This window comes from Teichococcus globiformis (genome assembly GCF_042646265.1).
In the GTDB taxonomy this organism is placed as follows: Bacteria; Pseudomonadota; Alphaproteobacteria; order Acetobacterales; family Acetobacteraceae; genus Pseudoroseomonas; species Pseudoroseomonas globiformis.
On sequence record NZ_JBHRTN010000007.1, the window covers coordinates 332,995 to 358,263 of the forward strand.

25 protein-coding genes are annotated in these 25,269 nt (G+C 62.9%); 17 read left to right on the forward strand and 8 right to left on the reverse strand.

The window, feature by feature from the left end; genetic code table 11:
* The first annotated feature begins 105 nt into the window (after nucleotides 1-105).
* Nucleotides 106-1,128 (forward strand): alpha/beta hydrolase, encoded by a 1,023-nt coding sequence (locus ACFOD4_RS06790; RefSeq protein WP_379595174.1) that lies wholly within the window; start codon nucleotides 106-108, stop codon nucleotides 1,126-1,128.
* 110 nt (nucleotides 1,129-1,238) lie between these two features.
* Nucleotides 1,239-2,186, forward strand: a complete 948-nt coding sequence (locus ACFOD4_RS06795; protein ID WP_379595175.1) for an aldo/keto reductase — start codon at nucleotides 1,239-1,241, stop codon at nucleotides 2,184-2,186.
* A 38-nt stretch (nucleotides 2,187-2,224) separates the two neighbouring features.
* On the opposite strand, the gene hemB is transcribed toward ACFOD4_RS06795, so the two are convergent.
* Complete coding sequence (hemB, locus tag ACFOD4_RS06800; RefSeq protein WP_379595273.1) at nucleotides 2,225-3,223, reverse strand: porphobilinogen synthase; 999 nt, start codon at nucleotides 3,221-3,223, stop codon at nucleotides 2,225-2,227.
* A gap of 293 nt (nucleotides 3,224-3,516) precedes the next feature.
* Between hemB and rpiB the strand changes: the two genes are divergently transcribed.
* From rpiB to thiL, 9 genes are all read left to right on the forward strand, one after another.
* Entirely contained in the window at nucleotides 3,517-3,978 is a 462-nt protein-coding gene (gene rpiB / locus ACFOD4_RS06805; RefSeq protein ID WP_379595176.1) for a ribose 5-phosphate isomerase B, read from the forward strand.
* A gap of 8 nt (nucleotides 3,979-3,986) precedes the next feature.
* Nucleotides 3,987-5,270, forward strand: a complete 1,284-nt coding sequence (gene glyA / locus ACFOD4_RS06810) for a serine hydroxymethyltransferase (protein ID WP_379595177.1) — start codon at nucleotides 3,987-3,989, stop codon at nucleotides 5,268-5,270.
* A 24-nt stretch (nucleotides 5,271-5,294) separates the two neighbouring features.
* A complete protein-coding gene (nrdR, locus tag ACFOD4_RS06815; RefSeq protein ID WP_379595178.1) occupies nucleotides 5,295-5,756 on the forward strand; it encodes a transcriptional regulator NrdR in 462 nt (153 codons plus the stop codon).
* 216 nt (nucleotides 5,757-5,972) lie between these two features.
* Entirely contained in the window at nucleotides 5,973-7,145 is a 1,173-nt protein-coding gene (gene ribD / locus ACFOD4_RS06820) for a bifunctional diaminohydroxyphosphoribosylaminopyrimidine deaminase/5-amino-6-(5-phosphoribosylamino)uracil reductase RibD (RefSeq protein ID WP_456316879.1), read from the forward strand.
* A complete protein-coding gene (locus ACFOD4_RS06825) occupies nucleotides 7,146-7,763 on the forward strand; it encodes a riboflavin synthase (protein ID WP_379595180.1) in 618 nt (205 codons plus the stop codon).
* Nucleotides 7,760-8,887 (forward strand): 3,4-dihydroxy-2-butanone-4-phosphate synthase, encoded by a 1,128-nt coding sequence (ribB, locus tag ACFOD4_RS06830; RefSeq protein ID WP_379595181.1) that lies wholly within the window; start codon nucleotides 7,760-7,762, stop codon nucleotides 8,885-8,887. Before ACFOD4_RS06825 ends, ribB begins: the two co-directional genes overlap by 4 nt.
* A 24-nt stretch (nucleotides 8,888-8,911) precedes the next feature.
* Nucleotides 8,912-9,406 (forward strand): 6,7-dimethyl-8-ribityllumazine synthase, encoded by a 495-nt coding sequence (gene ribH / locus ACFOD4_RS06835; RefSeq protein WP_379595182.1) that lies wholly within the window; start codon nucleotides 8,912-8,914, stop codon nucleotides 9,404-9,406.
* Entirely contained in the window at nucleotides 9,403-9,903 is a 501-nt protein-coding gene (gene nusB, locus ACFOD4_RS06840) for a transcription antitermination factor NusB (RefSeq protein WP_379595183.1), read from the forward strand. Before ribH ends, nusB begins: the two co-directional genes overlap by 4 nt.
* Nucleotides 9,904-9,976: 73 nt before the next feature.
* Complete coding sequence (gene thiL / locus ACFOD4_RS06845; RefSeq protein WP_379595184.1) at nucleotides 9,977-10,942, forward strand: thiamine-phosphate kinase; 966 nt, start codon at nucleotides 9,977-9,979, stop codon at nucleotides 10,940-10,942.
* Nucleotides 10,943-11,005: 63 nt separating this feature from the next.
* Here thiL and ACFOD4_RS06850 read toward each other — a convergent pair whose 3' ends face one another.
* On the reverse strand, nucleotides 11,006-11,464 hold the full coding sequence (locus ACFOD4_RS06850) for an outer membrane protein assembly factor BamE (RefSeq protein WP_379595185.1): 459 nt from the start codon (nucleotides 11,462-11,464) through the stop codon (nucleotides 11,006-11,008).
* 229 nt (nucleotides 11,465-11,693) lie between these two features.
* Here ACFOD4_RS06850 and ACFOD4_RS06855 point away from each other — a divergent pair, with 229 nt between their 5' ends.
* The 3 genes from ACFOD4_RS06855 (at nucleotide 11,694) to ACFOD4_RS06865 (ending at nucleotide 13,595) form a co-directional block, all read left to right on the forward strand.
* A complete protein-coding gene (locus ACFOD4_RS06855) occupies nucleotides 11,694-12,245 on the forward strand; it encodes a ubiquinol-cytochrome C chaperone family protein (RefSeq protein WP_379595186.1) in 552 nt (183 codons plus the stop codon).
* Nucleotides 12,242-12,766 (forward strand): YceD family protein, encoded by a 525-nt coding sequence (locus tag ACFOD4_RS06860; RefSeq protein ID WP_379595187.1) that lies wholly within the window; start codon nucleotides 12,242-12,244, stop codon nucleotides 12,764-12,766. Before ACFOD4_RS06855 ends, ACFOD4_RS06860 begins: the two co-directional genes overlap by 4 nt.
* A 250-nt stretch (nucleotides 12,767-13,016) precedes the next feature.
* Nucleotides 13,017-13,595 carry a YcbK family protein gene (locus ACFOD4_RS06865; RefSeq protein ID WP_379595188.1) on the forward strand — a complete coding sequence of 193 codons (579 nt, stop codon included), beginning with the start codon at nucleotides 13,017-13,019 and terminating at the stop codon, nucleotides 13,593-13,595.
* A gap of 125 nt (nucleotides 13,596-13,720) precedes the next feature.
* On the opposite strand, the gene ACFOD4_RS06870 is transcribed toward ACFOD4_RS06865, so the two are convergent.
* The 3 genes from ACFOD4_RS06870 to ACFOD4_RS06880 form a co-directional block, all read right to left on the reverse strand.
* Nucleotides 13,721-15,001 (reverse strand): M20 family metallo-hydrolase, encoded by a 1,281-nt coding sequence (locus tag ACFOD4_RS06870; protein ID WP_379595189.1) that lies wholly within the window; start codon nucleotides 14,999-15,001, stop codon nucleotides 13,721-13,723.
* A gap of 116 nt (nucleotides 15,002-15,117) precedes the next feature.
* Nucleotides 15,118-16,836: a dihydroxy-acid dehydratase gene (locus tag ACFOD4_RS06875; protein WP_379595190.1), complete on the reverse strand. Its 1,719-nt coding sequence runs from the start codon at nucleotides 16,834-16,836 to the stop codon at nucleotides 15,118-15,120.
* A gap of 35 nt (nucleotides 16,837-16,871) precedes the next feature.
* Nucleotides 16,872-17,537 carry a GntR family transcriptional regulator gene (locus tag ACFOD4_RS06880; RefSeq protein ID WP_379595191.1) on the reverse strand — a complete coding sequence of 222 codons (666 nt, stop codon included), beginning with the start codon at nucleotides 17,535-17,537 and terminating at the stop codon, nucleotides 16,872-16,874.
* Between the two features lie 231 nt (nucleotides 17,538-17,768).
* On the opposite strand from ACFOD4_RS06880, the gene ACFOD4_RS06885 reads away from it, so the two are divergent.
* The gene (locus tag ACFOD4_RS06885; protein WP_379595274.1) at nucleotides 17,769-18,713 is read left to right on the forward strand and encodes a Bug family tripartite tricarboxylate transporter substrate binding protein; all 945 of its coding nucleotides are present in this window, start codon (nucleotides 17,769-17,771) and stop codon (nucleotides 18,711-18,713) included.
* Between the two features lie 299 nt (nucleotides 18,714-19,012).
* On the opposite strand, the gene ACFOD4_RS06890 is transcribed toward ACFOD4_RS06885, so the two are convergent.
* From ACFOD4_RS06890 to ACFOD4_RS06900, 3 genes are all read right to left on the reverse strand, one after another.
* Nucleotides 19,013-20,608 carry an ABC transporter substrate-binding protein gene (locus ACFOD4_RS06890; RefSeq protein ID WP_379595192.1) on the reverse strand — a complete coding sequence of 532 codons (1,596 nt, stop codon included), beginning with the start codon at nucleotides 20,606-20,608 and terminating at the stop codon, nucleotides 19,013-19,015.
* A gap of 100 nt (nucleotides 20,609-20,708) precedes the next feature.
* Complete coding sequence (locus ACFOD4_RS06895) at nucleotides 20,709-22,013, reverse strand: CapA family protein (protein WP_379595193.1); 1,305 nt, start codon at nucleotides 22,011-22,013, stop codon at nucleotides 20,709-20,711.
* Nucleotides 22,010-23,200: a M20 aminoacylase family protein gene (locus tag ACFOD4_RS06900; RefSeq protein ID WP_379595194.1), complete on the reverse strand. Its 1,191-nt coding sequence runs from the start codon at nucleotides 23,198-23,200 to the stop codon at nucleotides 22,010-22,012. Before ACFOD4_RS06900 ends, ACFOD4_RS06895 begins: the two co-directional genes overlap by 4 nt.
* A gap of 263 nt (nucleotides 23,201-23,463) precedes the next feature.
* Between ACFOD4_RS06900 and ACFOD4_RS06905 the strand changes: the two genes are divergently transcribed.
* Complete coding sequence (locus tag ACFOD4_RS06905) at nucleotides 23,464-24,000, forward strand: extensin family protein (protein WP_379595195.1); 537 nt, start codon at nucleotides 23,464-23,466, stop codon at nucleotides 23,998-24,000.
* 109 nt (nucleotides 24,001-24,109) lie between these two features.
* Nucleotides 24,110-25,225: an AbrB family transcriptional regulator gene (locus tag ACFOD4_RS06910; RefSeq protein ID WP_379595196.1), complete on the forward strand. Its 1,116-nt coding sequence runs from the start codon at nucleotides 24,110-24,112 to the stop codon at nucleotides 25,223-25,225.
* Nucleotides 25,226-25,269 lie beyond the last annotated feature (44 nt).

The following is a 25,269-nucleotide window of genomic DNA, read 5'->3' on the forward strand; positions in this document are numbered from 1 at the left end:
AGCAGTTTGCTGTTGCCGTTGGCCTTGCTGGGAGGGGCTGCCGGCTGCGCGGTGGCGCCGGCGCCGACAACGCCTGCGGATCCGACCGGCAGGGCAGATCCGCAGATGAGGGCTTTGCTGGAGAGCCTGCAGGCCCTCCGCCCGTCGCCGATCGAGAACTTGAGCCCTGCTGAAGCCCGCCTCCAGCCCAGCCTAGCCGACGCGACGCGGCACCGGCTTCGTGCGACCGGGCAATCGGACGCGCCCCGCGCGCTGGCCGTGGTCCGGGATCTGGAGATCCCCGGCCGAGGCGGCATGATGCCGGCGCGGCTTTACAGCCCGGTCGATCCGTCGGCGTCCGGCCAGGTGCCGCAGGCACCGCTGCCATTGATCGTGTACTTCCACGGTGGCGGCTTCGTCATCGCCGATCTCGATACCTATGATTCCTCGGCACGGGCGCTGGCCGCAGAAGCGCAGGCCACTGTGCTGTCGGTGCATTACCGACAGGCGCCGGAACATAAGTTCCCTGCCGCGCATGAGGACGCCTATGCGGCCTATATGTGGGCCCTAGGAAACGCCCAGTCCTTGGGCGCAGATCTGACGCGGGTGGCGGTGGCCGGAGAAAGCGCGGGCGGCAATCTGGCGCTCAACGTGGCGCTGGCGGCACGGGAGGCCAGGGCACCGCTTCCTGTCGCCATGGCGCTGATCTACCCGCTGGCGGGTACGGACATGACGACCACCTCGTATCGGGACAACGCGCAGGCAAAGCCGCTTAACGCCGCCATGATGCGCTGGTTCTTCGACCAGTATGCGGCGAGCCCTGCGGATTTGGCGGATACCCGCATGGATGTTTACGGACGAGCCGAGCTGCGCGGCTTGCCCAAAGCCATCATTGTGACGGCCGAGATCGATCCGCTGCGGGATGATGGCCAACGGCTTGCAGCCCGACTTCAGGAAAGCGGCGTCCAGGTGGTGCGGCAGGACTATGCCGGCGTTACCCATGAGTTCTTTGGGGTGAACCCGCTGGTACTTGGCCGGGCAGGGGATGCTCAGCGTTTTGTCGCCGGCGAGCTACGCTCCGCCTTTGCGCTGCCAGCTCCAGCCGTGGTCATTCCCGCTCGTACCGGGGCAGCTACCCGCATACGGTAAAGGCTACTGGAGTGGCCTCGCTGCGGTGACGCTGAACAGGGTTCGGCGGCCACCGCGGCCGCAGGTGGATACTGAGCGGGTTGACTTGCACGTGGTGACGGAGATGAAGCATGAAGATGCGGAAGCTGGGCCGTTCGGAGCTTCTTGTTTCGCCTATCTGCTTTGGTGGCAACGTGTTCGGTTGGACAACGAATGAAGCCGAGTCATTCAGGCTGCTTGATCGCTTCGCCAGTGAAGGCTTCAACTTTATCGACACGGCGGATGTGTATTCGGTCTGGGCTCCGGGGCACGAGGGTGGCGAATCCGAAACCGTGATCGGCAACTGGCTCGCACGGAGCGGTAAGCGGAACCAGGTGGTGCTGGCGACAAAGGTTGGCATGGAAATGGCGCCCAACCGCAAAGGTCTGAGCGAGGCGCATATCCGGCGCTCGGTGGAGGCTTCGCTGCAGAGACTGAGGACAGATCGGATCGACCTTTACCAGTCGCACAAGGACGATGCGGACACCCCTCTCGAGGAAACGCTGGGCACCTATGATGTCCTGATCAAGGAGGGCAAGGTCCGCGCCATCGGTGCGTCGAATTACGACGTGACCCGCCTTCGATCAGCCCTTGATACAAGCGCAAAGCACCGTCTGCCGCGGTATGAAAGTCTGCAGCCCCACTACAATCTGGTTGAGCGGAGCGGCTATGAAGACGGGCTGGAGGCGCTTTGCTCAGCTGAAGGCATCGGGGTGATCACCTACTTCTCCTTGGCGGCCGGTTTTCTGACAGGGAAGTACCGCTCCGAGGCCGATCTGTCCCAGAGTACCCGCGGCGCTGGCTTGAAGAAGTACCTGACCGACCATGGCAAGGCGGTGCTGAAAGCCCTTGATGATGTCTCAGCCCGGCACGGGGTCAAGCCGGGCCAAGTCGCCATTGCCTGGTTGATGGCCCGGCCCAGCATCACGGCCCCTATTGCCAGCGCCACCAGCTTGCAGCAGCTTGACGAGCTTCTGGCGGCTGCCCGGCTGCAGCTTAGCCGTGAGGATATTGAGGTTTTGGATAAGGCGTCGGCCTGATCGGGAGGGTGCCGCAGCCCTGCTGCGGCACTGCACGATCATGAACCGGCTCGTAGCTTCCGTGCCGCGTCCACGGCGAAGTAGGTGAGCACGCCATCGGCGCCCGCCCGCTTGAAGGCCATGAGGCTTTCCATCATGGCTTTGTCGCGGTCCAGCCATCCATGGCCAGCCGCCGCCATGATCATCGCGTACTCGCCACTCACCTGATAGGCGAAAGTCGGCACTCTGAACTGGCTTTTCACGCGCTGAACGATGTCCAGATAGGGCATGCCGGGCTTCACCATCACCATGTCGGCGCCCTCGGCCAAGTCCTGTGCTACTTCCCGCAAGGCCTCGTCAGTGTTGGCCGGATCCATCTGATAAGTCTTCTTGTCGCCTTGCAGCACACCGCCGGACCCCAGCGCATCCCGGAATGGGCCGTAAAAGGCCGAGGCATACTTGGCGGCGTAGGACATGATCCGGGTGTGGATCAGTCCCGTTCCATCCAGAGCTGTGCGGATCTTGCCGATGCGCCCGTCCATCATGTCGGACGGCGCAATGACGTCGATGCCCGCGGCAGCCTGTGCGAGGGCCTGAGCCACCAGCACCTCAACGGATTCGTCGTTTGCCACGTAGCCATGCCGGAGAACCCCATCATGCCCGTGATCGGTGTATGGGTCGAGCGCAACGTCGCCGATCAGGCCCACATCGGGAAAGCGGGCTTTCAGCAGACGTGCCGCGCGGCACATCAGGTTGTCGGGATTAGCCGCTTCGCTGCCTTCGGCATCCTTGCGATCTGATGGCACCATGGGAAACAGCGCAAGTGCGGGAATGCCCAACTCGGCCGCCGGAGCCACATGGGCTTCCAGTCGGTCGAGCGTGACTCGCAGCGCCCCCGGCATGGAAGCCACCTCCGAAGTGCGTCCTGTGCCTTCCATAATGAAGATCGGCCAGATCAGATCGTCGACAGATAGCCGGTGCTCCGCCACAAGGCGCCTGGTCCACCCGTCGCGGCGGTTACGACGGAGGCGCGTTTCGGGAAAGCGGCCGAGAGCCAAGGATGTCATGCGTTATCTCCTGCGGCAGCCAAAGCTTGGCCTGGATGGGCCAGCATGTCGCCATATTCTCCCAAGATATGCAGCGGGGACTTAAACCCCTGCGGCGCAGACCACCACCTCTGGAGCAAGTTGGAGGCCTGATCGCGGCCAAGCTGGCGCACGGGCATCCGGCCCAGCCTGGGCTGAACCTTGGGCCATGGCATAGGCATCATCCGCCGGGCACATGACGGCATTGCGCGGTTGCCTGGATGGCCCCGATTTCCCACCGGGGGGATGCGTGGTATCGAAGTTTCATGAATCCTGCCGAAACCCCGATCGCCCTTGGCGCCGACCATGCCGGCGTCGCCCTGAAGGACAGCCTCCGCGCTGCCCTGGAAGCCGCCGGGCATCCTGTCCTGGATTTCGGCACCCATGGCGACGGCAGTGTGGATTATCCAGATTTCGCTCACCGCGTGGCCCAGGCTGTGGCCGAGGGGCAGGCCGGCTTCGGTGTGCTGGTTTGCGGCTCCGGAATTGGCATGTCGATCGCCGCCAACCGCCATCCCGCTATTCGCGCCGTGGTGGTGCACAACACAACCGAGGCCCGGCTTACCCGCGCCCATAACAACGCCAACATTGCTTGCTTCGGTGCCCGCACCATGGGTCCTGAGGTAGTGCTGGACTCTCTTTCGGCCTTCCTGACCACTCCCTTTGAGGGGGGACGGCATGAGCGCCGCATTGCCAAGATCACGCCGCATTCCACGCTGGAGGCCTGAACGCTGCCATGACCCAGTCCGCCTTCTTTAGCGCCGCCCTGAACGAGGTCGATCCGGATATCGCGGGGTTGATCGGCCGTGAAATGGTCCGCCAGCAGGACGGGCTGGAGCTGATCGCCTCGGAGAACATTGTCTCCCGCGCTGTGCTCGAGGCGCAGGGTTCCATTCTCACCAACAAGTATGCCGAGGGTCTGCCGGGCAAGCGGTACTACGGCGGTTGCGAGGTTGTGGACGAGATCGAGACCCTGGCAATTGAGCGGGCAAAGAAGCTGTTCGATTGCGGCTTCGCCAATGTCCAGCCGCACAGTGGCGCGCAGGCAAACCAGGCTGTCTTCTTTGCCCTGATGCAGCCCGGCGACACCTTCATGGGGCTGGATCTCGCAGCGGGCGGGCATCTGACGCACGGTTCCTCCGCCAATCAATCCGGCAAGTGGTTCAAGGTCGCGCCCTACACAGTGGAGCGCGAATCCGGCCTGATCGACATGGAGAAGGTGGCCGGTATCGCCCGTGAAAGCCGTCCCAAGGTGATCGTGGCCGGCGGCTCCGCTTATTCCAGGGCGTGGGACTTTGCTCGCTTTCGTGCCATTGCCGACGAAGTCGGCGCTGTTTTCATGGTGGACATGGCGCATTTTGCTGGTCTGGTCGCCGGCGGTGCCCATGCTTCGCCCTTTCCGCATGCGCATGTGGTCACCACCACGACACACAAGACCTTGCGGGGCCCCCGCGGCGGCATGATTCTGACCAATGATGAAGCACTGGCGAAGAAGCTGAACAGTGCGGTGTTTCCGGGGCTGCAGGGTGGTCCGCTTGAGCATGTGATCGCGGCCAAGGCGGTGGCGTTCGGTGAAGCGCTTCGGCCTGAGTTCCGCAGCTACGCAGCCCAGGTGGTGGCGAATGCCAAGGCCCTGGCGGGCGAGCTGATGGCACAGGGGGCCGGCATCGTAACCGGTGGTACGGACAATCACCTGATGCTCGTCGACCTGCGGCCCATGAAGCTGACGGGCAAGGTGGCGGAGGCGGCGCTTGGCCGTGCACATCTGACCTGCAACAAGAACGCCATCCCGTTCGATCCCGAGAAGCCTTTCGTCACCTCCGGCATCCGCCTCGGTACTCCTGCAGCAACCACGCGCGGCATGAGCGAGGCTGAGTTCCGTGAAATTGGCCAATTGATCGGGCGGGTACTGGCCGGCCTGTCCGGCAGCAACGAGCCGTCCGGAAACGAAGATGTGGAGCGTGAGGTGGGAAAGGTGGTTCAGGCGCTTTGCGCCCGCTTCCCCATCTACCGCGGCTGACGCGGCGGGGCGGGAGGGAGAAGGATGCGCTGTCCCTTCTGCGGCAGTGAGGACACGCAGGTGAAGGATAGCCGGCCTGCCGATGACGGGGCGGCGATCCGGCGACGGCGTTCATGCCCGTCCTGCGGTGCCCGCTTCACAACCTTCGAGCGGGTAACCTTGCGCGAACTGACGGTGGTGAAGTCCGACAACCGTCGTGTTGCCTTTGACCGGGATAAACTTGCGCGCTCCATCCGCATCGCCTTGCGCAAGCGCCCGGTGGATGAAGACCGGGTGGAGCGTATCGTGAACGGCATCCAGCGCCGCCTGGAGGCCGAGGGCGAGAGCGAGATCACCTCGCGCCGGATTGGCGAGATGGTGATGGAGACACTCAAGGAACTCGATCAAGTTGCCTATGTGCGTTTTGCCTCGGTTTATCGGAACTTCGGCGAGGCGGCGGATTTTCAGGCTTTTCTGGGTGCGCTTGACCGCGGTCCGGAGGGGTGACGCTGCCGTGGCTGGCATCTCCGCATCTGTACCAGCGCACAAGCATGTTGCTCTCCTGCTCCCTGGCAGCCAAGGCGGCGGCGCGGGGAAAGCGACTACGGCGCAGTCTTCGGTCTGCCGGTGCTCTGTGCGTCGGGAAGCGCAGTGGAGCAAGGCTCCTGTAGGCTTATCCCTCTTGAGCAGACTGGTGGATCGACGGCATTACGGCGCCGCATGATGAACCTGCCTGCACCTTCGACCTTGGTTCCGGCGACCTCCGAGGATGCCGCGCATATGCGAGCGGCCTTGGCGCTCGCGGCGCGTGGTTTAGGCAGCACCTGGCCCAACCCGTCCGTGGGCTGTGTTATCGTGCGCGACGGGCAAGTTGTCGGGCGAGGTTGGACCGCTCCAGGCGGGCGGCCGCATGCAGAAACGGAGGCGCTGAAACGCGCCGGCTCTAATGCAACGGGTTCTACCGCCTACGTTACGCTGGAGCCCTGCTGCCACTGGGGACGAACACCACCCTGTACGGATGCGCTGATTGACGCGGGCATTGCCCGCGTCGTGGTGGCCCTGAGGGATCCTGATCCCAGAGTTGATGGCGCTGGGCTGGAGCGCATGGCCGCCGCCGGAATTGCTATCACCATGGGTGTGCTGGAGGAGGAGGCGCGGGCGCTCAACCAGGGCTTCCTGAAGCGCCTATCCGAGAATCTCCCGCTGGTGACGTTGAAGCTGGCAACGACGCTGGACGGACGCATCGCTACACGAACCGGCGAAAGCCAGTGGATCACCGGCCCTGCGGCGCGCCGAGCCGCCCATGTTCTGCGCGGCCGCCATGATGCGGTTCTGGTTGGCAGTGGAACGGTTGTGGCCGACGACCCGGAGCTTTCCTGCCGCATTCCAGGCTTCGCGCCCATCCCCACCGTGCGCATCGTCGCGGATGCGCGGCTGCGCACCAACCCTGCGGCGCGGATGCTGCGGGAGGGCGGACCGGTCTGGGTTGCCACCCGTCCTGGGCATTCGGACGCCAGCCTGGGCGTTCTACGCGCCGCCGGAGCCATCATCCTGGAAGTTCCGGGTGCTGAGGAGGGGGCTGGGCTGGATCTTCCATCGCTGCTCAGGGCCCTGGCCGCCCGGGGTCTGACGAGGGTGTTGGCCGAGGGCGGCGCTGCTCTCGCGGCCGGATTGCTGCGCAATGGATTGGTCGACCAGCTGGCCTGGTTCCATGCGCCCGCCATCATGGGCGGCGATGGCCGCCCGGCGGCCGACGCGCTGCCTCTGGAGTTGCTGGCATCGATGCCCAGATATCGCCGCATCGGCGTCTCGATGGTGGGGGCTGACCTGCTCAGCGAGTTCGTCAGCACAGCCCCGTCCGCCAGCAAGGCCCCGTCACCCAGGAGACTTGCCTGAATGTTTACCGGTATCATCACCGCGACCGGCACCGTATCGGCCATTGAACCGATGGGCGGAAGTCATGACATGCGGCTTGAGATCGGGACGCCGGATGGCTGGCTCGAAGGTGCTGCGATCGGTGCTTCGATCTGCTGCTCCGGCTGCTGTCTCACTGTGACCGACATGGCGGCCACCCGGTTCACAGTCGATGTGTCGGGAGAAACCCTGAAGCTGACCACGCTCCGCGCATGGCGACAGGGCAGCCGTATCAACCTGGAGCGTGCGCTTCGCGTCGGAGACGAAATGGGAGGCCACGTGGTTTCGGGCCATGTCGACGGTGTGGCGCAGATGCTATCCTCCACGCCGGAGCATGGATCGCTGCGGTGCGTGTTCCGCCTTCCGCCGCAGCTGGCACCCTTTGTCGCGCCCAAGGGATCCATCACGATCGAGGGCGTGTCGCTGACGGTGAACGAGGTCGACGGGTTCGAGTTCGGCGTCAACATCATTCCTCATACAGCCGCCGCCACCACTCTGGGCGGCCTGGTTGCGGGCGACCACGTGAATATCGAGATCGACATGCTGGCGCGCTATGTGGCCCGGCTGCGGCAGTTCAATCCCGAGGACATCAAGGCATGAGCAGCGCGTTGCACACCCGGACCTCTTACGCCGAATTCCTCAGTCCAACCGAGGAGTTGCTCGAGGAAGCCCGCCGTGGCCGCATGTTCATCCTTGTTGATGATGAAGACCGTGAGAATGAGGGCGACCTCGTCATTCCTGCTCAGTTCGCCACCCCTGATGTCATCAACTTCATGGCCCGCCATGCCCGGGGGTTGATCTGCCTGGCGATGACCAAGACGCGGGTTGAGCAGATCGGCCTTCCCTTGATGGCACAGAGCAATGGAACCCGGCACCAGACGGCCTTCACTGTCTCGATCGAGGCGCGAGATGGTGTCACCACCGGCATTTCCGCTGCTGATCGGGCGCGCACTGTTGCTGTTGCGATCAATCCGGAAGCCAAGCGGGACGAGATTGTGACCCCCGGACACGTCTTTCCTCTGGTTGCGAGGGAAGGCGGGACCCTGGTCCGGGCCGGCCATACGGAAGCGGCAGTCGATTTTGCAAGGCTCGCCGGTCTCAACCCCGCCGGAGTGATCTGCGAGATCATGAATGAAGACGGCACTATGGCGCGTATGCCAGACTTGGTGGCCTTCGCGCAGCATCATGGCCTGAAGCTTGGCACCATCGCTGACCTTATCGCCCATCGTCGGCGCACCGAGCGTGTGGTCAAACGGGTCGAGGAAGGAAAGATCGAGATTGCCGGAGCGGAATGGCGGGTCATCGTCTACGCCAACGCCCTCGAATACGGAGAGCATGTCGCTCTGGTCCGGGGAGACTTGCACCGCCCCGGTTCCGTGCTGGCCCGGATGCATGCCGTCAACATCTTCTCCGACATCATCGGCACCGAAGGACCGCGTGAGTTGCAGGGCTGCCTGCGGCAGATTGAAGCCCAGGGCAGGGGCGTCATCGTGTTGATCCGCGACGTCAAGGCGACTGCCTTGTCCGAACGCGTCCGGGCCGGCCGCCAACGCACAGCACCGCCCGAGCTGCGTGATTACGGTATCGGCGCCCAGATCCTTGCCGATCTCGGCGTTCGTGACATGACCCTTCTCACCAATCACCCTAAAGCCATTGTCGGGTTGGAAGGTTACGGGCTGACGGTTGTGGAAACACAGCCTATCCCGGACGAGCCCCAACGCTGACGCCTTCCTTGTGAGCACCTCCAGATGAGCACCATTGACGCGCCTGAACGCGCCACATTACCGCTGGCCGGGCCTGCGCCACGCATTCTCTTGATCCAGGCGCCCTACTACGAGGCCGTGGTGTCCGGTATGCGCCGGGGAGCGGAGGCCGTGCTTTCCGCGATCGGGGCCGAACTTCAGGTTGTCGATGTGGCGGGAGCCTTCGAACTGCCGGCTGCCCTTCGCATGGCCATCCGAAACGGCGGGTGGGACGGGTACCTGCTGCATGGTTGCGTCGTGAAGGGGGAAACCGACCATTATCAGTTCATTTGCGAAGCGGTGTGCCAGGGTGTCATGGACATCAGCGCGGAAACCGGCGTTCCGCTAGGCTTCGGCCTGCTGACAGTGGAAACCTTGGCGCAAGCCGAGGCGCGTTCGGCCGCCGATCGGCATAACAAGGGTGGCGAGGCAGCCCATGCCCTGGTGCAGCAGATCCGGCTTGCTCGTGCCTGGGACCAGGGAAACGGGATCACCGCATGACGACTCAACCGAGACGGCCGCAACCTGCAGGGCGAGCCCGCACCGGCTCCCGCGTTGCCGCCATTCAGGCCCTTTTTCAGAGCGATCTGTCGGGTGAATCCACTGAGACGGTGATCGACCAGTTCGTGCGGCACCGGATCGGGCCGGATGGCGGGGGCTTTGAAGATGGGCGTGTGCCGCTGGCCGATGTGCCGCTTTTCACGCATGTGGTCCGAGGCGTGGCCCGCCAAACTGAGGGAATGGATTCCATCCTCGCTGGCCATTTGGCCGAAAGCTGGACAGTGGAGCGGCTGGACCCTGTGCTTCGGGCACTGTTGCGCGCCGCAGCTTATGAGCTTTCCTCAGGCAGCGAGCCGCCGGCACGGGTGGTGATCAACGAGTATATGGACATCGCTCATGGCTTCTTCGGCGGCGATGAACCTCGCTTTGCAAACGGTGTCCTGGATGCCATGGCCAGATCCCTTCGGGCGGAAGAGTTCCAACGCTCATCCAGATAGTCGCGGCGGTCCCTGTGGAAGCGAAAGCCTGGGTATTCTGCAGCTTGGCTGATGACGGGACGTAGCTGACACGATGAATTATCCGTCCGAGTTTTCCTTGATCGATCGTTGTTTCAGGCCATTGGCCGGAGATGGCGCCCTGGATCTTGCCGACGACGCTGCCGTGTTGACGCCGCCTCAAGGCCGCGAATTGGTGATCGCTGCCGATGCCCTTGTGGAAACCGTGCACTTCCTGCCGGATGACCCTGCCGGTAGCGTCGGACGCAAGCTTCTGCGAACCAACCTGTCGGATCTAGCGGCCATGGGCGCTGTGCCTCTGGGCTACCTGATGACCGTGGCCGTGCCGAAGGAACGCGGCGAGGCTTGGTTACAGGATTTCGCCGAGGGCTTGGCGGCGGATCAACGTGAGTTCGGGCTGAGCCTGTTAGGGGGCGACACGGTTTCCACTCCGGGCCCGATCAGCCTGTCGCTGACCGTGCTAGGTCATGTTGCACCCAGCGCGGCCTTGCGCCGAAGCGGAGGAAGGCCGGGCCATGACCTATGGGTTTCTGGGACGGTCGGGGACGGAATTCTTGGGCTTCGTGCCAGGCGGGGGGCGATCGGCGATGAGGATGGCTATCTGACTAGCCGCTACCGCCTGCCGCAGCCCCGGTTGATGCTGGGGCAAAGCTTGGTGGGTTTTGCGGCGTGCGCCATGGATGTGTCAGACGGATTGGTTCAGGATCTTGGGCATATCTGCCGTGCATCAGGATGCGGGGCCGAAATCTTCTCCGGCTCCATCCCGCTTTCCCTGCCAGCAAAAGAATGGCTACGCACCAAGCCCGGAGGGTTGATCGAACTTCTTGCGGGTGGAGATGATTACGAGTTGCTGTTTTCGGCACCGGCTGAGGCCGCGGTCGAGATACAGCACCGCGCCAAGGCATGCGATACGTTGGTGACACGCATTGGCCGGCTGGTGAGTGGCGAGATGCGCGTCAGCCTGGTGGATATCTTCGGCAATCCTATGCCAGTTCAAGCAGGAGGCTGGAGCCACTTTTGATTGTTCCCCCCGCTACGGGACCGCGGCAGGCATCAGCTGTGATCCGGTGGCGCATTTGCCTCCTTAGCGGCCTGGTCCTCCGCCTGGCCCAGGATCGTTGCTCATGCTGTTTGCTCCAACACGGCCGATGTTGCCAAACAGCGCTTGCAGCAGGGTGCGGTCGGTGCCCGGGACAGGCGTGGTGCGTTCAACCACGGCCACGTCCTGCATGGTATCCGAGCCACGCTGCTCGATGGTTCGCAGCACTCCGGCATCATCAAAGTGGACAACCACAACGCGTTGATTTTCCTTGGAGGGATTGCCTGCGGGCTGCATGCGCGACATCGAGCTGATGTAGTACCAGGTATTGCGGTCGAAGGTGCCGGTGGCGGAGGGAGAGCCAAGAAGGGCCTGAACGTCCGTTTGCGTCTGCACTCCCGGAGCGAGCTGCGCGAGTAAGTCAGGATCGGCCCTGTTGCCATGCTGAACCGGCGTTGCCTGAAAGAACGAACAGCCAGCCAGTGGAACTGCCAGCAACGCCAAGGCAAGCAGAGGCGCGGCAGCAGAGCGACACGGTTGCCTGAAGCTCACGAAACCCCATTCCTTCAAAAAAATGCCGGGCCTTATCGACCCGGACTATGCCAAGCCTGACGCAGATTGACCGGGATCAGCATTGCGGTCCATTTGCTGGTCGATTGCCACCCGGACATCGCCGGGTCAACCGCTGACTGCCCGCGGGCGCGATCTTGCGGCATAAGGAACCTTTCCACCTATGGGATTGTTGAGGCTTTTCCGTCGCGCGCCGCTGGAGCGGCAAGGCTTCCAACTGTACACGGCAGCCGTGGGCGCTGCCCGACACCCGGCCTTCTTTGCGCGGATCGGGGTGGCCGATAGCTTAGATGGCCGGTTCGATCTAGTTGGTCTGCATGTGGCGCTGCTCATCCGGCGCCTGAGGCAGGAGGCAGATCCACGCGGAGGTCAGCTCGCACAGGCGGTCTTCGACGCCATGTTCGCCGACATGGACCACAACCTCCGCGAAATGGGTGTGGGCGACATGTCGATCGCTCGCAGGGTCAAGGCGATGTGGGAAGCGTTTCACGGCCGCGCAAAGGCCTACGACGCTTCGCTCGATGCGGGGGATGCGGCAGCCCTCTCCGAGGCGCTTCTACGCAACGTGTGGCGGGGCAGCCTTCCTACCGATGGGTCGGGCCCAGCACGGCTGGCGCAGTTTGTCCTGAGAACCGAAACGGAATTGACCCAGCAGAGCTTTGAAGACCTTTTGCGAGGCAAAATTACCTTCTATCCGCCTGAGGACCTCCCATGACGCCGGAATTTTCTCGCCCTCTGACGTGGGCCGCAGTGCCCGAGAACGGTCGGCAATACCGACTGGCAGCTACGGCAACGGAATGTGCTGCGTTGGCACACCGGTTTCGCATTCTCGGGATTGCCTTCTTACAGGCTGAACTGAACCTTAAGCCCGAAGTTGGTGGCACGATACGGGTCACAGGGGTGATGGAAGCCGAGGTGACACAATCCTGCGTCGTAACGCTTGAACCTGTGAATCAACACGTTAAAGAAGCTGTCGATGCGCGCTTCTTGCCGGAAGGCCGGCCACCCAGCGAGGATCCCGATGGGCCGGACGAACTTTTTGCCGATAAAGGAAGCGTCGACCTTGGCGAGGCGGTAGCGGAGCAGTTGGCCCTTGCCATGGACCCTTACCCACGGTCACCCGGAGCAACGGTGCCAACCTCGCTTGAGGAGATCGATCTCCCCATGCGAGATGGCGATAAGTCTCAACAGCGTCCCAGCCCTTTCGCTGTGCTGAAGGGTGGAAAGTCCTCCTGACCAATAATCCTTTGGAAACAATGTGCTGAATTGGCTGGTGTCTATGTGGGTTCAAGACTGGTGAAGATGCTTGAGGCTTCGTAGACTCAGTCCCATGTTCCGCAGCCTGGTTCAGCACCTAACCGTCTCCCAACCGCAACTGCGATGGCACAGTCCGTGAAGTCTCGGCCGTGAGAAGCTCCCCCAGCAAGTGCTTGCAGCTCAATTATCTGGAAGCTCAGCGTCGCCAACCTCAGGATCCGTACAACCCATGTTTCCACGGTCGTTGAAGCATAGCTGCCCCTGCTGCGATCCGACGCAGTTTGGGCGGAGAGAGGTGATCGCGGCCGGGTTAGGATTGCTGGCCTGCGCTGGGGCCAGCACCAAAGCGACAGCTCAGCCTCCGCTTCCCTCGATCAGGCGACTGCGCGTCCAGCGCGCACTCACCGAGGATGGGTTCGACGGCGTTTATTTTCGAGAGGGACGATATGACCGGGAGGCTCTGCACAAGCTGGACTGGGTGTTCCGTGACCTTTCCGCCGCGGAGGTGACCCCGATGGACCCCCGTCTCTTCGACGTGCTTCATGCTGTGGCGGAAAGGCTGGATAGCAGCGAGGCGTATGTCATCTCCAGCGGCTATCGGACACCTGAGCGGAACAGTGCGTTGCGGACGAGCCGGGTTTCCTCAGTCAGCCTGCATATGTCAGGCATGGCGGCTGATTTCCGGCTTCCTGGGTTCAATGCTTATGGAGTAGCACGTCTGGCAGCGGAGATGCAGGTAGGAGGTGTGGGGCTTTACCGGCGTGACGGCTTCGTGCACCTGGATTGTGGACCTCCTCGCCGCTGGTAAGCGCTAACGGGAGCCGCAGTCAGCTTCCCAAACCTGATCGGCTGAGAGAAGGGGTCGAGTTTCATCGTCCCCCTAGGGGCCCTGCCTACCGGCGAGGTCAACTGCCAACCCGAAGCCGGCTTCCTTCAACGTGAAGCGAGATCGAGAAGTGTGGATGCCAACACCTGGGTGCCGCGGGCCAGTTGCTCAGGCGACGAGTACTCCGCAGGATGGTGGCTGATCCCGGCGCGAGAGGGAGCAAAAATCATCCCTGTCGGGCAAACGGATGCGAGGAACTGGGCATCATGGAATGCCCCCGACATCAGGTGTCTGTAGCGTGCTTCGTTGAGCTGCGCTGCGCGAGCTATGGCGTCTAGAACGTCATGCTGGAACTGGCGCGGAGCCGCATTGAATGTTTCGCTCACCGAGGCGCTGCAGTCCTGTAATGCGGCCTCGACCGTTTGCGGGATCGCATCGCCTTTGCTCAACAGGATCGCCGCGTCCGGGTGTCGCAGATCGATGGTGAATCTTGCCGTGTCGGCAACTGTGTTTGAGCTGCCTGGCAAGACTTCGATCCTGCCAACAGTGAAGCGGAGGATATCCTCCGGGTCATGGGTCAGGGTGTTCAGCGCGTTGATGGCGCGGATCATGTCCTGAACCGCATCATGCCTCAGACCGAGCGGGGTGGTGCCGGCATGATCCGTCTTTCCCCTGATCTCAACGTTGAACCAGCGGCTGCCTTGGATGCCGGTGACAATGCCGATGTCCAACTGCTCCGCTTCCAGAATCGGTCCCTGCTCGATGTGGGCCTCGATGTAGGCGACGGGCTTCGCCTTACCAACCGGACCGAGCGGACGGCGCGGCAAGTCGGCCTCTTCCGCCAGATGCTGTTCCAGGGCGGCTCGGAAGGATACGCCATCGCTGTCTATCACGGCATCCCACCGATTAGCGGGTTCCGACCCAGACCATGCCATGCTGCCCATGCACCCGGGAGCAAAGCGCCCGCCTTCTTCATTGGTCCAAGCTACGATCTCGATCGGCCGCCGAGGCCAAATGCTGCCCTCACGGATGGCCTGTACGGCTTCGAGTCCAGCCAGCACGCCCCAAATGCCGTCGAAACGGCCGCCTCGGGGCTGAGTGTCCATATGGCTGCCGGTCAGGACCGGTTCTGCCTCCGTGTCCTGGCCTTCCAGACGTAGAAAAAGGTTGGCCATGCTGTCCACGGAGACCGAAAGGCCGATGTCGCGAGCCCAGCCGATCAGCAGGCGGCGGGCTTCACGATCCAGTCGCGTCAAGCAGGCGCGATTGACGCCTCGGTCAGCATCTGTGGGGCCAGGGATGGCACCGATCTCTGCCATTTCCATCAAGCGGGCCCAGTGCCGAGCCTGGTTCACCTTGATCATACGGCTGGCGAAAGGCTCGGTCATGGCTGTGCTCCGGGATGTTTCTGGATGCAGCGGTACAGGCATTCGCGGACCTTCTTCCAATCCGCGGTGCCCCCTGGCGTTACGCCTTCATGGCGACAGGTGCCAGATTTCCCTCATCACTCCGGAGGATCGGCGCGAAGAAAATCGAGGTCGCAACCTTCGTCGGCCTGCAACACGTGATCGCGGTAAAGTTTGGCGTAGCCGCGCGTAGCTTGGGCCGAGGTGTCGGGCCGGTCCTGCCTCCGCCGCATCAACTCCGCCTCCTCGACCAGAAGATCAATGCGGCGTTCGCTGACCGACAGCCGGATGCGGTCGCCGTCGCGAACCAGTGCCAGAGGTCCACCGGCCGCGGCTTCAGGCGTGACATGCAGGACGATGGTTCCGTAAGCCGTTCCCGACATGCGAGCATCGGAAATGCGTACCATGTCCTTTACTCCGGCCCGGGCCAGCTTCGATGGAATAGGCAGGTACCCTGCTTCCGGCATTCCTGATGGAGAAAGCGGACCTGCATTCTGAAGGACCAGGAAGTCGTCAGCTTGGACGTCCAGATCAGGATTGTCGATCCGCGCCGCCAAGTCCTCAAGAGAGGTGAAGACCACCGCACGGCCTTCCTTCTCGAACAGCTGGGGATCCGCGGCCGCGCGCTTCAGGATAGCGCCCCTTGGTGCAAGGGATCCAAACAGAGAAACCAGCCCGCCGACCGGTTGCAGTGGCTGCTCCCGTGATTTGACAACCGCGCGATCGACATAGCCGGGCTCGGATGCCAGCCGTTCTCCCAAGGTCTCGCCCGTGACGGTCAAAGCATCAAGATGCAGCATCGGCTTCAGCTCGCGCAGGACTGCGCCTATGCCACCTGCCGCATGCAGATCCTCCATGTAGAAGGGTCCGGTCGGCTTGAGGTCGACCAGCACCGGCGTCTCATCCGACAGCGTGTTCAGCCGTTGGAGATCGACCTTGACCCCGGCGCGGCCGGCGATGGCGGTTAGGTGGATAATGGCATTGGTCGAACCGCCAATGGCCAGCAGAACCCGCAGTGCATTCTCGACTGATTTCTCCGTCACGATCATGCGCGGCGTCAGGCGCTTGGCTGCCAACATCATGGCGGCCGCACCGGATGCTTCGGCAGCGCGGAGGCGATCGGCATGCACGGCCGGTATGGCAGCGGTGCCTGGCAGCATCATGCCCAGAGCTTCGGTCAACGAGGCCATGGTGGAAGCGGTGCCCATCACCGCGCAGGTGCCCTGCGTCGTCGCCAGGTTGCCTTCGATTTCCTCAACCGTTTCCGTATCGATCTCCCCCGCCCGGAACTTTGCCCAGAAGCGGCGGCAATCGGTGCAGGCGCCCAGGCGCTCACCCCGCCAGCGCCCTGTCGACATTGGGCCGGTGACCACCTGGATGGCGGGAATGTTGGCCGATAAGGCGCCCATCAGCTGCGCCGGCACCGTCTTGTCGCAGCCCCCCACCAGGACCACGGCGTCCATAGGCTGGCCGCGCACCATCTCCTCGGTGTCCATCGCCATGAGGTTGCGGAAGAACAACGCCGTAGGATTGAGGAATGGCTCGCCCAGGGAGATCGTTGGAAACTCCCGGGGGAGGCCCCCCGCCGCCAACACGCCGCGCTTCACGGCCTCCACCAAGTCGGGAACGCCGCGGTGGCAGTTGTTGAACTCGGAGTAGGTGGTAGCGATACCGATAACTGGCTTCTTCAGCAGATCGGAGGATAGACCCATGGAGCGTGCCATGGACAGTCGGAGGTAGCGCGCAAAATCCGTGTCACCATAGTTGGTGAGTCCGCGCGTGAGGCCGGTGACCGGTTCAGAGGGATCATCGTTCATCGATAAGGGTTCCTGGGTTTCTGGAAGGGGATGGCTCAGCGGAGCATGTCATGATGCTGACGCAGATAGGCGGAACGGGCAGGCTGGAAATGGGCGAGGCAAAGTGAGACCAGAGCCGAACGGTCTGCTTGGCGCAACGCCTGGAGCATGCCGTGATGCTGATCCCGGGCCTGTTCCATGCTGGTCCGGCTACGGAGCGTGGCATAGCGGATGACCTGCGCCCGTTGTCCCAGAGCATCGATCGTCTCCGTCAGGAAAATGTTGCCGCACAGAGCATAAAGTGCCCGGTGGAACGCGATGTCGGCCCGAAACACAGCCCGCGCGTCGCCTTGTGCCACGGCCTCATCATGCTGATCTTGCAAGGCCGCCAGCGCTGCGAGCAGATCGGCCTGAACAGGCAGGGGGATGAGCTGCGCCGCCTGCACCTCCAGCATTTCTCGGAGTGCATAGAGTTGCTGCACTTCCTCCGCCGTGTAGGCCTTGACCTGTGCGCCACGGTTCGGGATGCGGTCAATCAGCCCTGCTCGCTCCAAATCAGTGAGCGCTTGCCGGATCACATGCCGGGTCGAGGCAAATCGCTCGACAAGGTCTTCTTCGATCAGGCGCTCTCTGGGAAGAAGCCGCCCGAAGACGATGTCTTCCTCAAGCACGCTGAGAATGGCGGGCAGGAGAGTGGTTGGGGTACGTGAAGCTTCTGACATCCGGATCGGCTCCGGGGCCTACCTTTGGCAGACCCCCATGCAGCGTTCTTCTGAAACGACCATTGCACTTGTCGACGGCATTGTCGACAATCTCGTTGACACCTTCCGTGCGTCCTGATCCATTGACACATATCAGAAGAGCATGAGGGAGCCGGTTCGATGCGGAAGAGCCTGAAGGAACTGCGCCTGGGGCGGCGAGCCTGGGCGGGCACTCTGCTGAGCCTGACCCCGATGGCAGCGGTATCCAAGCCCGCAAAAGCGTCCGACTACCCTAGCTCCACCATCACCGTTACTGTTCCCTTTGCACCCGCAGGCGCCACTGATCTGGCAGGAAGGCTGCTAGCCGAAAAAATGGGTCCAGCCCTTGGGCCCCGTGCTCGGCTTGTAGTGGAGAACAAGCCAGGTGCAGGCAGCGCACTCGGAGCTGAATATGTGCGCCGTGCGCGGCCAGACGGCTATACCTTGCTTGTTGGCTCTGCTTCGACCCTCGGCGTAGCGCCGGCGGCTCAACCTAAAATTGCACCATACGATCCGGCTGAGGATTTCACACCGGTTGCCGTGATCGGGACCAGCGCACTTGGCCTGGTTGTGCCAACCGCGTCCGGCATCAACACGGTGCAGGAATTGGTGGCTCGGCTCCGGAAGGGTGAAGGCCGTGACGGCTACGCCAGCTCAGGTGTCGGAGGCATAGGCCATCTCGCGGCCTCCCTGTTCAGCAAGCTTGCCGATGCACCGGCCACACACATCCCCTACAGGGGAGGTGGATCAGTCCCAGAGGCGTTGCTCAAGCAGGAGGTTCTGTTCACCATCGATCAGATCGCCTCGGTTGTTGGGCAAATCCGTGACGGAGCGTTGAAGCTTCTGGCGGTGACCACTACGAGCCGTGAACGCTCCTTTCCGGACGTGCCCACTCTGCAGGAAGCCGGCGTGGAGGGTTATGAGCTGTCCACCTGGACTGTCATGGTCGGTCCAAAGGGTATGCCAGAGGAGATCGCGCAAGCACTCAATCGTGCGGCCAACCTCGCGCTCGCCGACCCGGTGGTGAACCGACGCCTTACGGAAAGTGGCACCGATCCTCGCCAGGACAGCACACCGGAGTCCACCCGGGAATTTCTCCGGGAGGAATTCGCACGGTTCCGCCGTGTGGTCGAGACGACGGGTATGCGAATGGACTGAACCGCACCTGCCCAACGCGCCCATGGCCGAAGCCTTATGCAGCTCTCCGCATTCCTGTCCCCAGCCGCCGCAGCTGGGGGAGGAGTAACGCCCTATCGCGGAAGCAACCCACTGGGCCTGGCCGGCAGACGGCGGATCAACCCGCGGATTGCGACACTGGTACCATCTCGTTTTCCGCAACTTCGTCGGTCCGCCCTGTCACCAGCCAGCTGAAGCGGATCCCGGGCTGCCAGAAGCGAACCTCGTCGTGAAATCCGAGGCGGTGGCGGTCACTTCCCGGCCTTATGGATCCAGTCTGTTCAGCTTCGGTGCACGCCCCAGAAGTAGGCGGCGCCTTCAGGGAAGCCACTGAGATCGGCTCTTGCTGCCTGCAGTCGCCGGTACTCGCCCAGCGGGATGTAAGGAACGTCTTGCATCGCCTGGAGCTGGATCTCTCGACCGATCCGCTGTTGCTCCTCCACCATGTCGGCCATGAACCAGTCCTGGCGGAGTGCCTCCAGCCTCGGGCTGTCCGGCCAGCCGAACCAGGCACGTGCACCATTGGCCCTGAGGCCCAAATGCCCGGAAGGATCGAGCGAGTAGCTGAGACCAGTGCAGAAGGCGCTCCATCCTCCCCGTTCCAGGCCTTCACGATTGGCGCGGCGAGTGCTGACCGTGCCCCAGTCGCCTGTATGGCTTTCAACGTTCATGCCGCATTCCCGCATCACATGGGCGGACACTTCGGCCAGGGCACGCAGGGTTGGATAGTCTTCGGCCTGAAGCATGGCAACCGTTTCGCCCTTGTAGCCCGCGGCAGCGAGTGCCTGCCGGACCTTGCCGTAATCCCGTTTCCCGGCGAGCGGCTCCAGACCGGCCTTGCTGGCCATAGGGCTGTCCGAGGTGAAGACGCCGATCCCCGCGTTCCAGCCTCTGGGATCGGTGCCATAGGCGGCCTGCAGCATTTCCTCCTGGTTGATCGCGCCCAGGAGCGCCCGGCGGACCCCAGCATTGTTGAAGGGGGCATGCAGATGGTTGAAGCGTAGGATCACCTGGTAGAGGTCATCGCTGTAGGCGACTTTCACATCGCGCGAACGCTGCAGCATCGGGGCGATGTCGCTGCTGGTGCTTTCAACCCAGTCCACCTCGCCCGACATCAAGGCGCCGGCGGCGGTTGCCTGGTCGGGAATGATGAGCCACTCGACCCGATCGAAATGAGCCAGCTTGGGGCCTGCGGTTCGGCTGGGCGCACCATCCGGCGCAGGCACATAATCCGTGAAGCGGGCGTAGGCCGCGCGAGCGCCGGCCATGCGCTCATCGGCGAGAAACCGGTAAGGCCCCGAGCCAACCATGTCCGTGACCTGCGTGGTGGCGGCCGTTCTGGCAAGCCTCTCCGGCATGATCACTGGAACGTTGGAAGATGATTTGCCAAGGGCCATGGCAAGCCTTGGAAAGGGCTGCTTCAGGCGGAATTGAAGGGTTCTGTCATCGCGAGCGATAATTTCTTCCGACCGCGCGATAACCTCTTGGCCGAACATGTCCCGCGCGCCCCAGCGCAGGATGCTGGCGACGCAGTCCCGTGCCAGTACCTTCTCCCCATCATGGAAGCGGAGACCGTCACGCAGCTTGATGATCCAGGTCAGCCCGTCATCCTCGATAAGGTGGCCGGCTGCCATCTGGGGCCGCGGACGATAATCCTTGTCCCAGCCATAGAGCGTGTCGAAGACCATGAAGGCATGGTTGGCCGTCACTGAGGCCGTGGTGAAAACCGGGTCCAGCACGGCAAGGTCCGCCTGAGGCACGAAGCGCAGCACGCGCGAGCGGCCGCTCTGCGCAGAGACCAGACCGGGTGCTCCCAGCAGGGTGCTGCCCGTACCAAGCAGAGCGCGGCGGGACAGTCGGAGCGGAGTGAAAGGCATAGGCTTCCTCCATCGCTGATAAGGGCGAGCGGTGCTTCCGGCTTTCTCCTCTGCCGTCGACATGGCGCGGCCTGTCAGCTGCCGTCAAGCGTTGCCACGATCATGGAACCAGACGAGCAACGTCGCGGCTCAGCTCCAGTCGCGTACCGAATGGCTCGGACAGGCTGGCGAAACGGGTCAGGATGCTCTCTGCTTCCGCTCCTTGGGCCAGCTTCGGCCTGCCCCGACGATGAGCAGCCTGTCCAAGGCCGAGCGTCACGGGGCGGATCTGCATTTCCACGAGCCGGCCCTCGGCAAAGCGACAGAATGGCACAACCGTTTCCCAGAACCTTCGATCGGCGGGAAAGCCCTTGGTGTCGTCTGCTGTCCGGACCTTGTAGACCATGCCCGGCGTCAACTCAGGCTCGGCGCGGAACCGCTCGTAGGAGTCGGCCGGGATCCTCGGTACCAGTTCGTTCTGCCCGATGAAGTTGCCGAGGCTGTAGAAGATCGGCTTGCCGCGATAAAGCTCGAGACCACGCAGAAGGTGAGGGCCGTGGCCAACGATCAGGTCAGCCCCTTCATCGATCATCCGGCGGGCAAAGGCCGGAATGAACTCGGCCGGCACTTCCTTGTCATGGCCCTGCTCATGCGCATGCAGGCTGACCACCACCAGATCCGAGGACAAGCGCGCCTCCCGCACCCAGCGGGCCATGGCATCCATGTCTTTCTGGCGCGGCGTCAGACGCAGTGCCGCCTTCGACGCGGCGCGGAAGTTCATCTTGCCGAATGGTAGAACACCTTCGGTGGGAGGGTGGCCAAAGCCGAGCTTCAGGATTTGCTGCCGCTGCGCTTCCAAACCTAGGTCGACGGCGATCTGCCGTAGCGCTTCCAGCTGATCGGGGGTTACCTCGTGCATCGCATCGTAGTGTAGGGGGTTCAGCCCGGGGCGGCCCTGCATATCGGGCGTCTGTGAGCCTGCTTCGTTTCCCGCCTGGAAACTGGAGCTGCAGGACAGAAGCGCCACGGTGCCATGAGGATGAGTGAAGTATGCCGGTCGCCGGGCCGCTTCCAGGTTGGGCCCAATGCCCGCATAGCACAGGCCGCGCTCCTCCAATGCCTCGATCGTATGCAGCAATCCTGAGATCGAGTAGTCCAGGCAGTGATTGGTGGCGGCGGCAAAAAGATCGAAGCCTGCCTCCCGGAGTTCATCCAGCACCCAGGCCGGCGCGCCGAAATGCGAGCCGCCACATTCTTGGGAGGGATCTCCCCGGAAATCGTTGGCGAGAACCTCCAAATTCGTGAACGCCAGGTCGGCGGACCGGATTTGATCAAAGAGCGGCCGCAACTCCGGATCATCCGTGGAACGAAGACGGCGCTGCAAGATGCTGTCGCCGGTCAGCGCAAGGGTGATGCCCCTTGTCATGATTGATGCACCTGGCTGTCGCGGGCCAGAAAATGCTCCACCAGAGAAGCAAAGAAGCTTGCCCCAACCGGCAGCAACGCGTCGTTGAAATCATATTTTGGGTGGTGCAGACCGGGATCTGCAGCTCCACGGCCGGCGCCAAGAAAGAGATAGGCGCCCTGCTTGGCGTTCAGCATGAAGGCGAAGTCCTCGCCTCCCATTGTAGGCCTTTCGAGCTCCAGAACGTTGTCCGACCCGACAACGGTTGCAGCGGCGCGGATGGCCTCACGATTTGCAGCCCGATCGTTCAGCGTTGCAGGGTACATGCGCGTGAACCGCACCGCGGCCTGTGCTCCGAAGGCTGTGGCAATGCCGGTAGCCAGTTCCACCACCTTCTTCTCCAGCATGTCACCCACTTCGGCGCGGAACCAGCGGGCAGTTCCACGCAGGTGCACCGTTTCGGGTATGACGTTGAAGGCGTGGCCGCCCTCAATGCGGCCAATGGTGACGACGCCTGCCTCCACCGGTTCAACATTTCGCGCAACAATCGACTGCAGGGCGGTCACGAGGGTAGCCGCGATAACGACCGGATCGTTGCCCTGGTGCGGCATGGCACCATGTGCGCCCTGTCCCGTAATGGTGATGTCGAGGTCGGCCACGGCGGCCATCAGGGGACCGTCACGCCAGAAGAACTGCCCGGCTGGCAAGGCAGGCCAGTTATGGATGCCGAAAACACGGTCCATGGCGAACCGGTCGAACAGTCCCTCGTTGACCATGACCTCTGCGCCGCCGCCCATTTCCTCCGCGGGCTGGAAGATGACGTGGGCAGTGCCGGCAAAGTTCCTGGTTTCAGCGAGATATCGTGCTGCCCCAAGCAGCATCGTCGTATGGCCATCATGTCCGCACGCATGCATTTTGCCTGGAACCGTGGATGCATGCTCAAGGCCCGTCTCCTCCTGGATGGGCAACGCATCCATGTCTGCCCGCAGGCCAATGGATCGGCCTTGAGCACCACCTCTGATGACACCGACAACGCCTGTTCCGGCAACGCCCGTGATCACCTCGTCTACACCGAACTCGCGCAGCTTTTCGGTCACCAGATTGCTGGTTCTCACCTCCTCAAAGGCGAGCTCCGGATGGCGATGGAGATCGTGCCGCCAGGCGGTCATCTCGGCGTGAAAGGCGGCGATGCGGTTCAGTACGGGCATGTGATCTGGGAAGTCCTTGGCAGAATTGGCTCAACTGTGCGGGTGCCAGGGAGGCACGGCAAGAGCGTTGATGCCTGCTGAAGCGGCGCCATCTGATCGGCATGCTCCATCGCTGGATCGCCTCGCTCGTCGCTGTGTTCCTCCTGATCACTGGTGGGCTTCACTTCACCGGTGTCTGGCGACTGCCCACCCGGTGGGATCCGGCCGCGCCGCTTGATTTCCGCGCGGAGCCTAATCTGCTCACCGGCTGGAAGCTCGCCCGCATGGAGCGCCAGCCGGAGCTATGCTTTGCTGCCTTTGAGGCCTCGGAAAGCACCTTGGCACGTCTGCCTGACCGTCCGTCGGATGTCGGCTGTCCCCTGAAGGATGTTGTGCGGCTGGAGGGAAGCAGCCTTACCCTGCGGCCGGCCCGACCCGTGGCAACGTGTCCCTTGGCTGCGGCATGGATGTTGTTCGAGCGCCATGCGCTGCAGCCGGCCGCCAAAAAGCATTTTGGTGCTCCGGTCGTGGAGGTGCGCCATCTGGGCAGTTATGTTTGCCGAAACGTATATTGGCGCTCCAGTGGCCGCAGGTCCGAGCACGCCACCGCCAATGCGCTTGACATCGTAAGCTTTCGGATCAGCGGCGGGCGCGAGATCCAGCTTCAGCGAGACTGGGGCAAGGGTGTTGAAGGGGCGTTCCTCAATGACGTGCAGCAAGGCGCCTGTCGCTTCTTCCGAGCTGTGCTAGGGCCAGAATACAATGCGGCACATCATGACCATTTTCACATGGATCGCGGGCGCTGGAGCCGCTGCAGCTGAGTTGGCGCTTCTGCCTGGACCGAGCAAGGATGCGTCATTCTGCACCCTAGTGCTGACCATGATCTTCGTAGTCGGCAGTACCTCTAAGCCTGCACAATGGGCGTAATCGATGTGGAAGAGACTTGCCCAGGGACGATGGCCTACCCTGTCTCACATTCCACCTATCGCACTTTGGGGCATTCTGCTGGTTCTGACGGCAGCTGTCGTGCTGGTGCTGGACCATGTGGGGCTGCCCGCGCCTGTTCTGCTGGGCGCCATGGCTGCGGCCATCCTTTTGGCCGTTGCGGACGCACGTGGGCGCATTCCCCCAGGGTTGTTCGCGGCGGCTCAGGGTGTCGTGGGAGTCATGATCGCCCAGTCGCTGCGCATGGATGTCGCGACTGAGCTACTGTCGGATTGGCCGATCTTTCTGGCCGGAGTGATTTCCGTGATGGTGGCCAGCAGCCTGCTGGGTTGGTGGCTGGCGCGAAGACAGGTCCTGCCAGGAACCACGGCGATCTGGGGGTCATCGCCCGGCGCGGCCTCCGCCATGATGCTGATGGCTGAAGCACAAGGCGCCGATATCCGGCTCGTCGCCGTCATGCTGTATTTGCGCGTCGTCATGGTGGCAGCCATTGCCTCCTTGGTGGCCAGCTACGTGGCGGATGGCGCTGGTGTCGCGGCCAGCATCGCGCCTCCATGGTACGATGTCTGGTTCCCGGCCACTGCGTGGTCAGATCTTTTCCTGACGATCGCTGCCGCCTTGGGTCTTTCCACAATGGCCGTAAGGCTTGGCATTCCGGCAGGTCCCGTACTCGCCCCCATGGTGGTGGCTGCCGTGCTACAGGAAATGGGATGGCTCAGGATCGAGTTGCCGCCAGTTCTTCTGGCTGCAAGCTATGCCGTGATCGGATGGAGCATCGGGCTCCGCTTCACGCGTCCCATTCTTGCGCATGCCGCCCGTGCCCTTCCAAGCCTCGTCGCCTCCACGTTGATGCTCATCGCGATCTGTGGCGCTATCGCAATGCTTCTGCACTTCACTGTCGGCATCGACCTGCTCACCGCCTATTTGGCGACGAGCCCGGGCGGGGTGGATTCGGTCGCCATTATTGCAGCATCCAGCGAAGTGGATCTGGCCTTCATCATGGCTATGCAGATGGCCCGTTTCCTTCTTGTGCTGGTCGCGGGGCCCGCCATCGCTCGCTTCTTTGCTCGGAAGCTACGGCTGGCGGATGCCGGCAGATAAGGGCGTGGTGAGATACGGTATCACAATACCACACGTTTCTTGCT

What these genes read in the sequence shown, in the direction of transcription:
- ACFOD4_RS06890 (WP_379595192.1), bottom strand. Translation starts at nt 20,608, where the DNA reads ATGCCTTTCACTCCGCTCCGACTGTCCCGCCGCGCTCTGCTTGGTACG.
- ribB (WP_379595181.1), top strand. Translation starts at nt 7,760, where the DNA reads ATGAGCAGCGCGTTGCACACCCGGACCTCTTACGCCGAATTCCTCAGT.
- ribH (WP_379595182.1), top strand. Translation starts at nt 8,912, where the DNA reads ATGAGCACCATTGACGCGCCTGAACGCGCCACATTACCGCTGGCCGGG.
- thiL (WP_379595184.1), top strand. Translation starts at nt 9,977, where the DNA reads ATGAATTATCCGTCCGAGTTTTCCTTGATCGATCGTTGTTTCAGGCCA.
- ACFOD4_RS06795 (WP_379595175.1), top strand. Translation starts at nt 1,239, where the DNA reads ATGAAGATGCGGAAGCTGGGCCGTTCGGAGCTTCTTGTTTCGCCTATC.
- ACFOD4_RS06825 (WP_379595180.1), top strand. Translation starts at nt 7,146, where the DNA reads ATGTTTACCGGTATCATCACCGCGACCGGCACCGTATCGGCCATTGAA.
- ACFOD4_RS06875 (WP_379595190.1), bottom strand. Translation starts at nt 16,836, where the DNA reads ATGAACGATGATCCCTCTGAACCGGTCACCGGCCTCACGCGCGGACTC.
- ACFOD4_RS06895 (WP_379595193.1), bottom strand. Translation starts at nt 22,013, where the DNA reads ATGACAAGGGGCATCACCCTTGCGCTGACCGGCGACAGCATCTTGCAG.
- rpiB (WP_379595176.1), top strand. Translation starts at nt 3,517, where the DNA reads ATGAATCCTGCCGAAACCCCGATCGCCCTTGGCGCCGACCATGCCGGC.
- ACFOD4_RS06865 (WP_379595188.1), top strand. Translation starts at nt 13,017, where the DNA reads ATGTTTCCACGGTCGTTGAAGCATAGCTGCCCCTGCTGCGATCCGACG.
- ACFOD4_RS06790 (WP_379595174.1), top strand. Translation starts at nt 106, where the DNA reads ATGAGGGCTTTGCTGGAGAGCCTGCAGGCCCTCCGCCCGTCGCCGATC.
- ACFOD4_RS06910 (WP_379595196.1), top strand. Translation starts at nt 24,110, where the DNA reads ATGTGGAAGAGACTTGCCCAGGGACGATGGCCTACCCTGTCTCACATT.
- nusB (WP_379595183.1), top strand. Translation starts at nt 9,403, where the DNA reads ATGACGACTCAACCGAGACGGCCGCAACCTGCAGGGCGAGCCCGCACC.
- glyA (WP_379595177.1), top strand. Translation starts at nt 3,987, where the DNA reads ATGACCCAGTCCGCCTTCTTTAGCGCCGCCCTGAACGAGGTCGATCCG.
- ACFOD4_RS06855 (WP_379595186.1), top strand. Translation starts at nt 11,694, where the DNA reads ATGGGATTGTTGAGGCTTTTCCGTCGCGCGCCGCTGGAGCGGCAAGGC.
- ACFOD4_RS06905 (WP_379595195.1), top strand. Translation starts at nt 23,464, where the DNA reads ATGGAGCGCCAGCCGGAGCTATGCTTTGCTGCCTTTGAGGCCTCGGAA.
- nrdR (WP_379595178.1), top strand. Translation starts at nt 5,295, where the DNA reads ATGCGCTGTCCCTTCTGCGGCAGTGAGGACACGCAGGTGAAGGATAGC.
- ACFOD4_RS06885 (WP_379595274.1), top strand. Translation starts at nt 17,769, where the DNA reads ATGGCAGCGGTATCCAAGCCCGCAAAAGCGTCCGACTACCCTAGCTCC.
- ribD (WP_456316879.1), top strand. Translation starts at nt 5,973, where the DNA reads ATGAACCTGCCTGCACCTTCGACCTTGGTTCCGGCGACCTCCGAGGAT.
- ACFOD4_RS06900 (WP_379595194.1), bottom strand. Translation starts at nt 23,200, where the DNA reads ATGCCCGTACTGAACCGCATCGCCGCCTTTCACGCCGAGATGACCGCC.
- ACFOD4_RS06870 (WP_379595189.1), bottom strand. Translation starts at nt 15,001, where the DNA reads ATGACCGAGCCTTTCGCCAGCCGTATGATCAAGGTGAACCAGGCTCGG.
- ACFOD4_RS06860 (WP_379595187.1), top strand. Translation starts at nt 12,242, where the DNA reads ATGACGCCGGAATTTTCTCGCCCTCTGACGTGGGCCGCAGTGCCCGAG.
- ACFOD4_RS06880 (WP_379595191.1), bottom strand. Translation starts at nt 17,537, where the DNA reads ATGTCAGAAGCTTCACGTACCCCAACCACTCTCCTGCCCGCCATTCTC.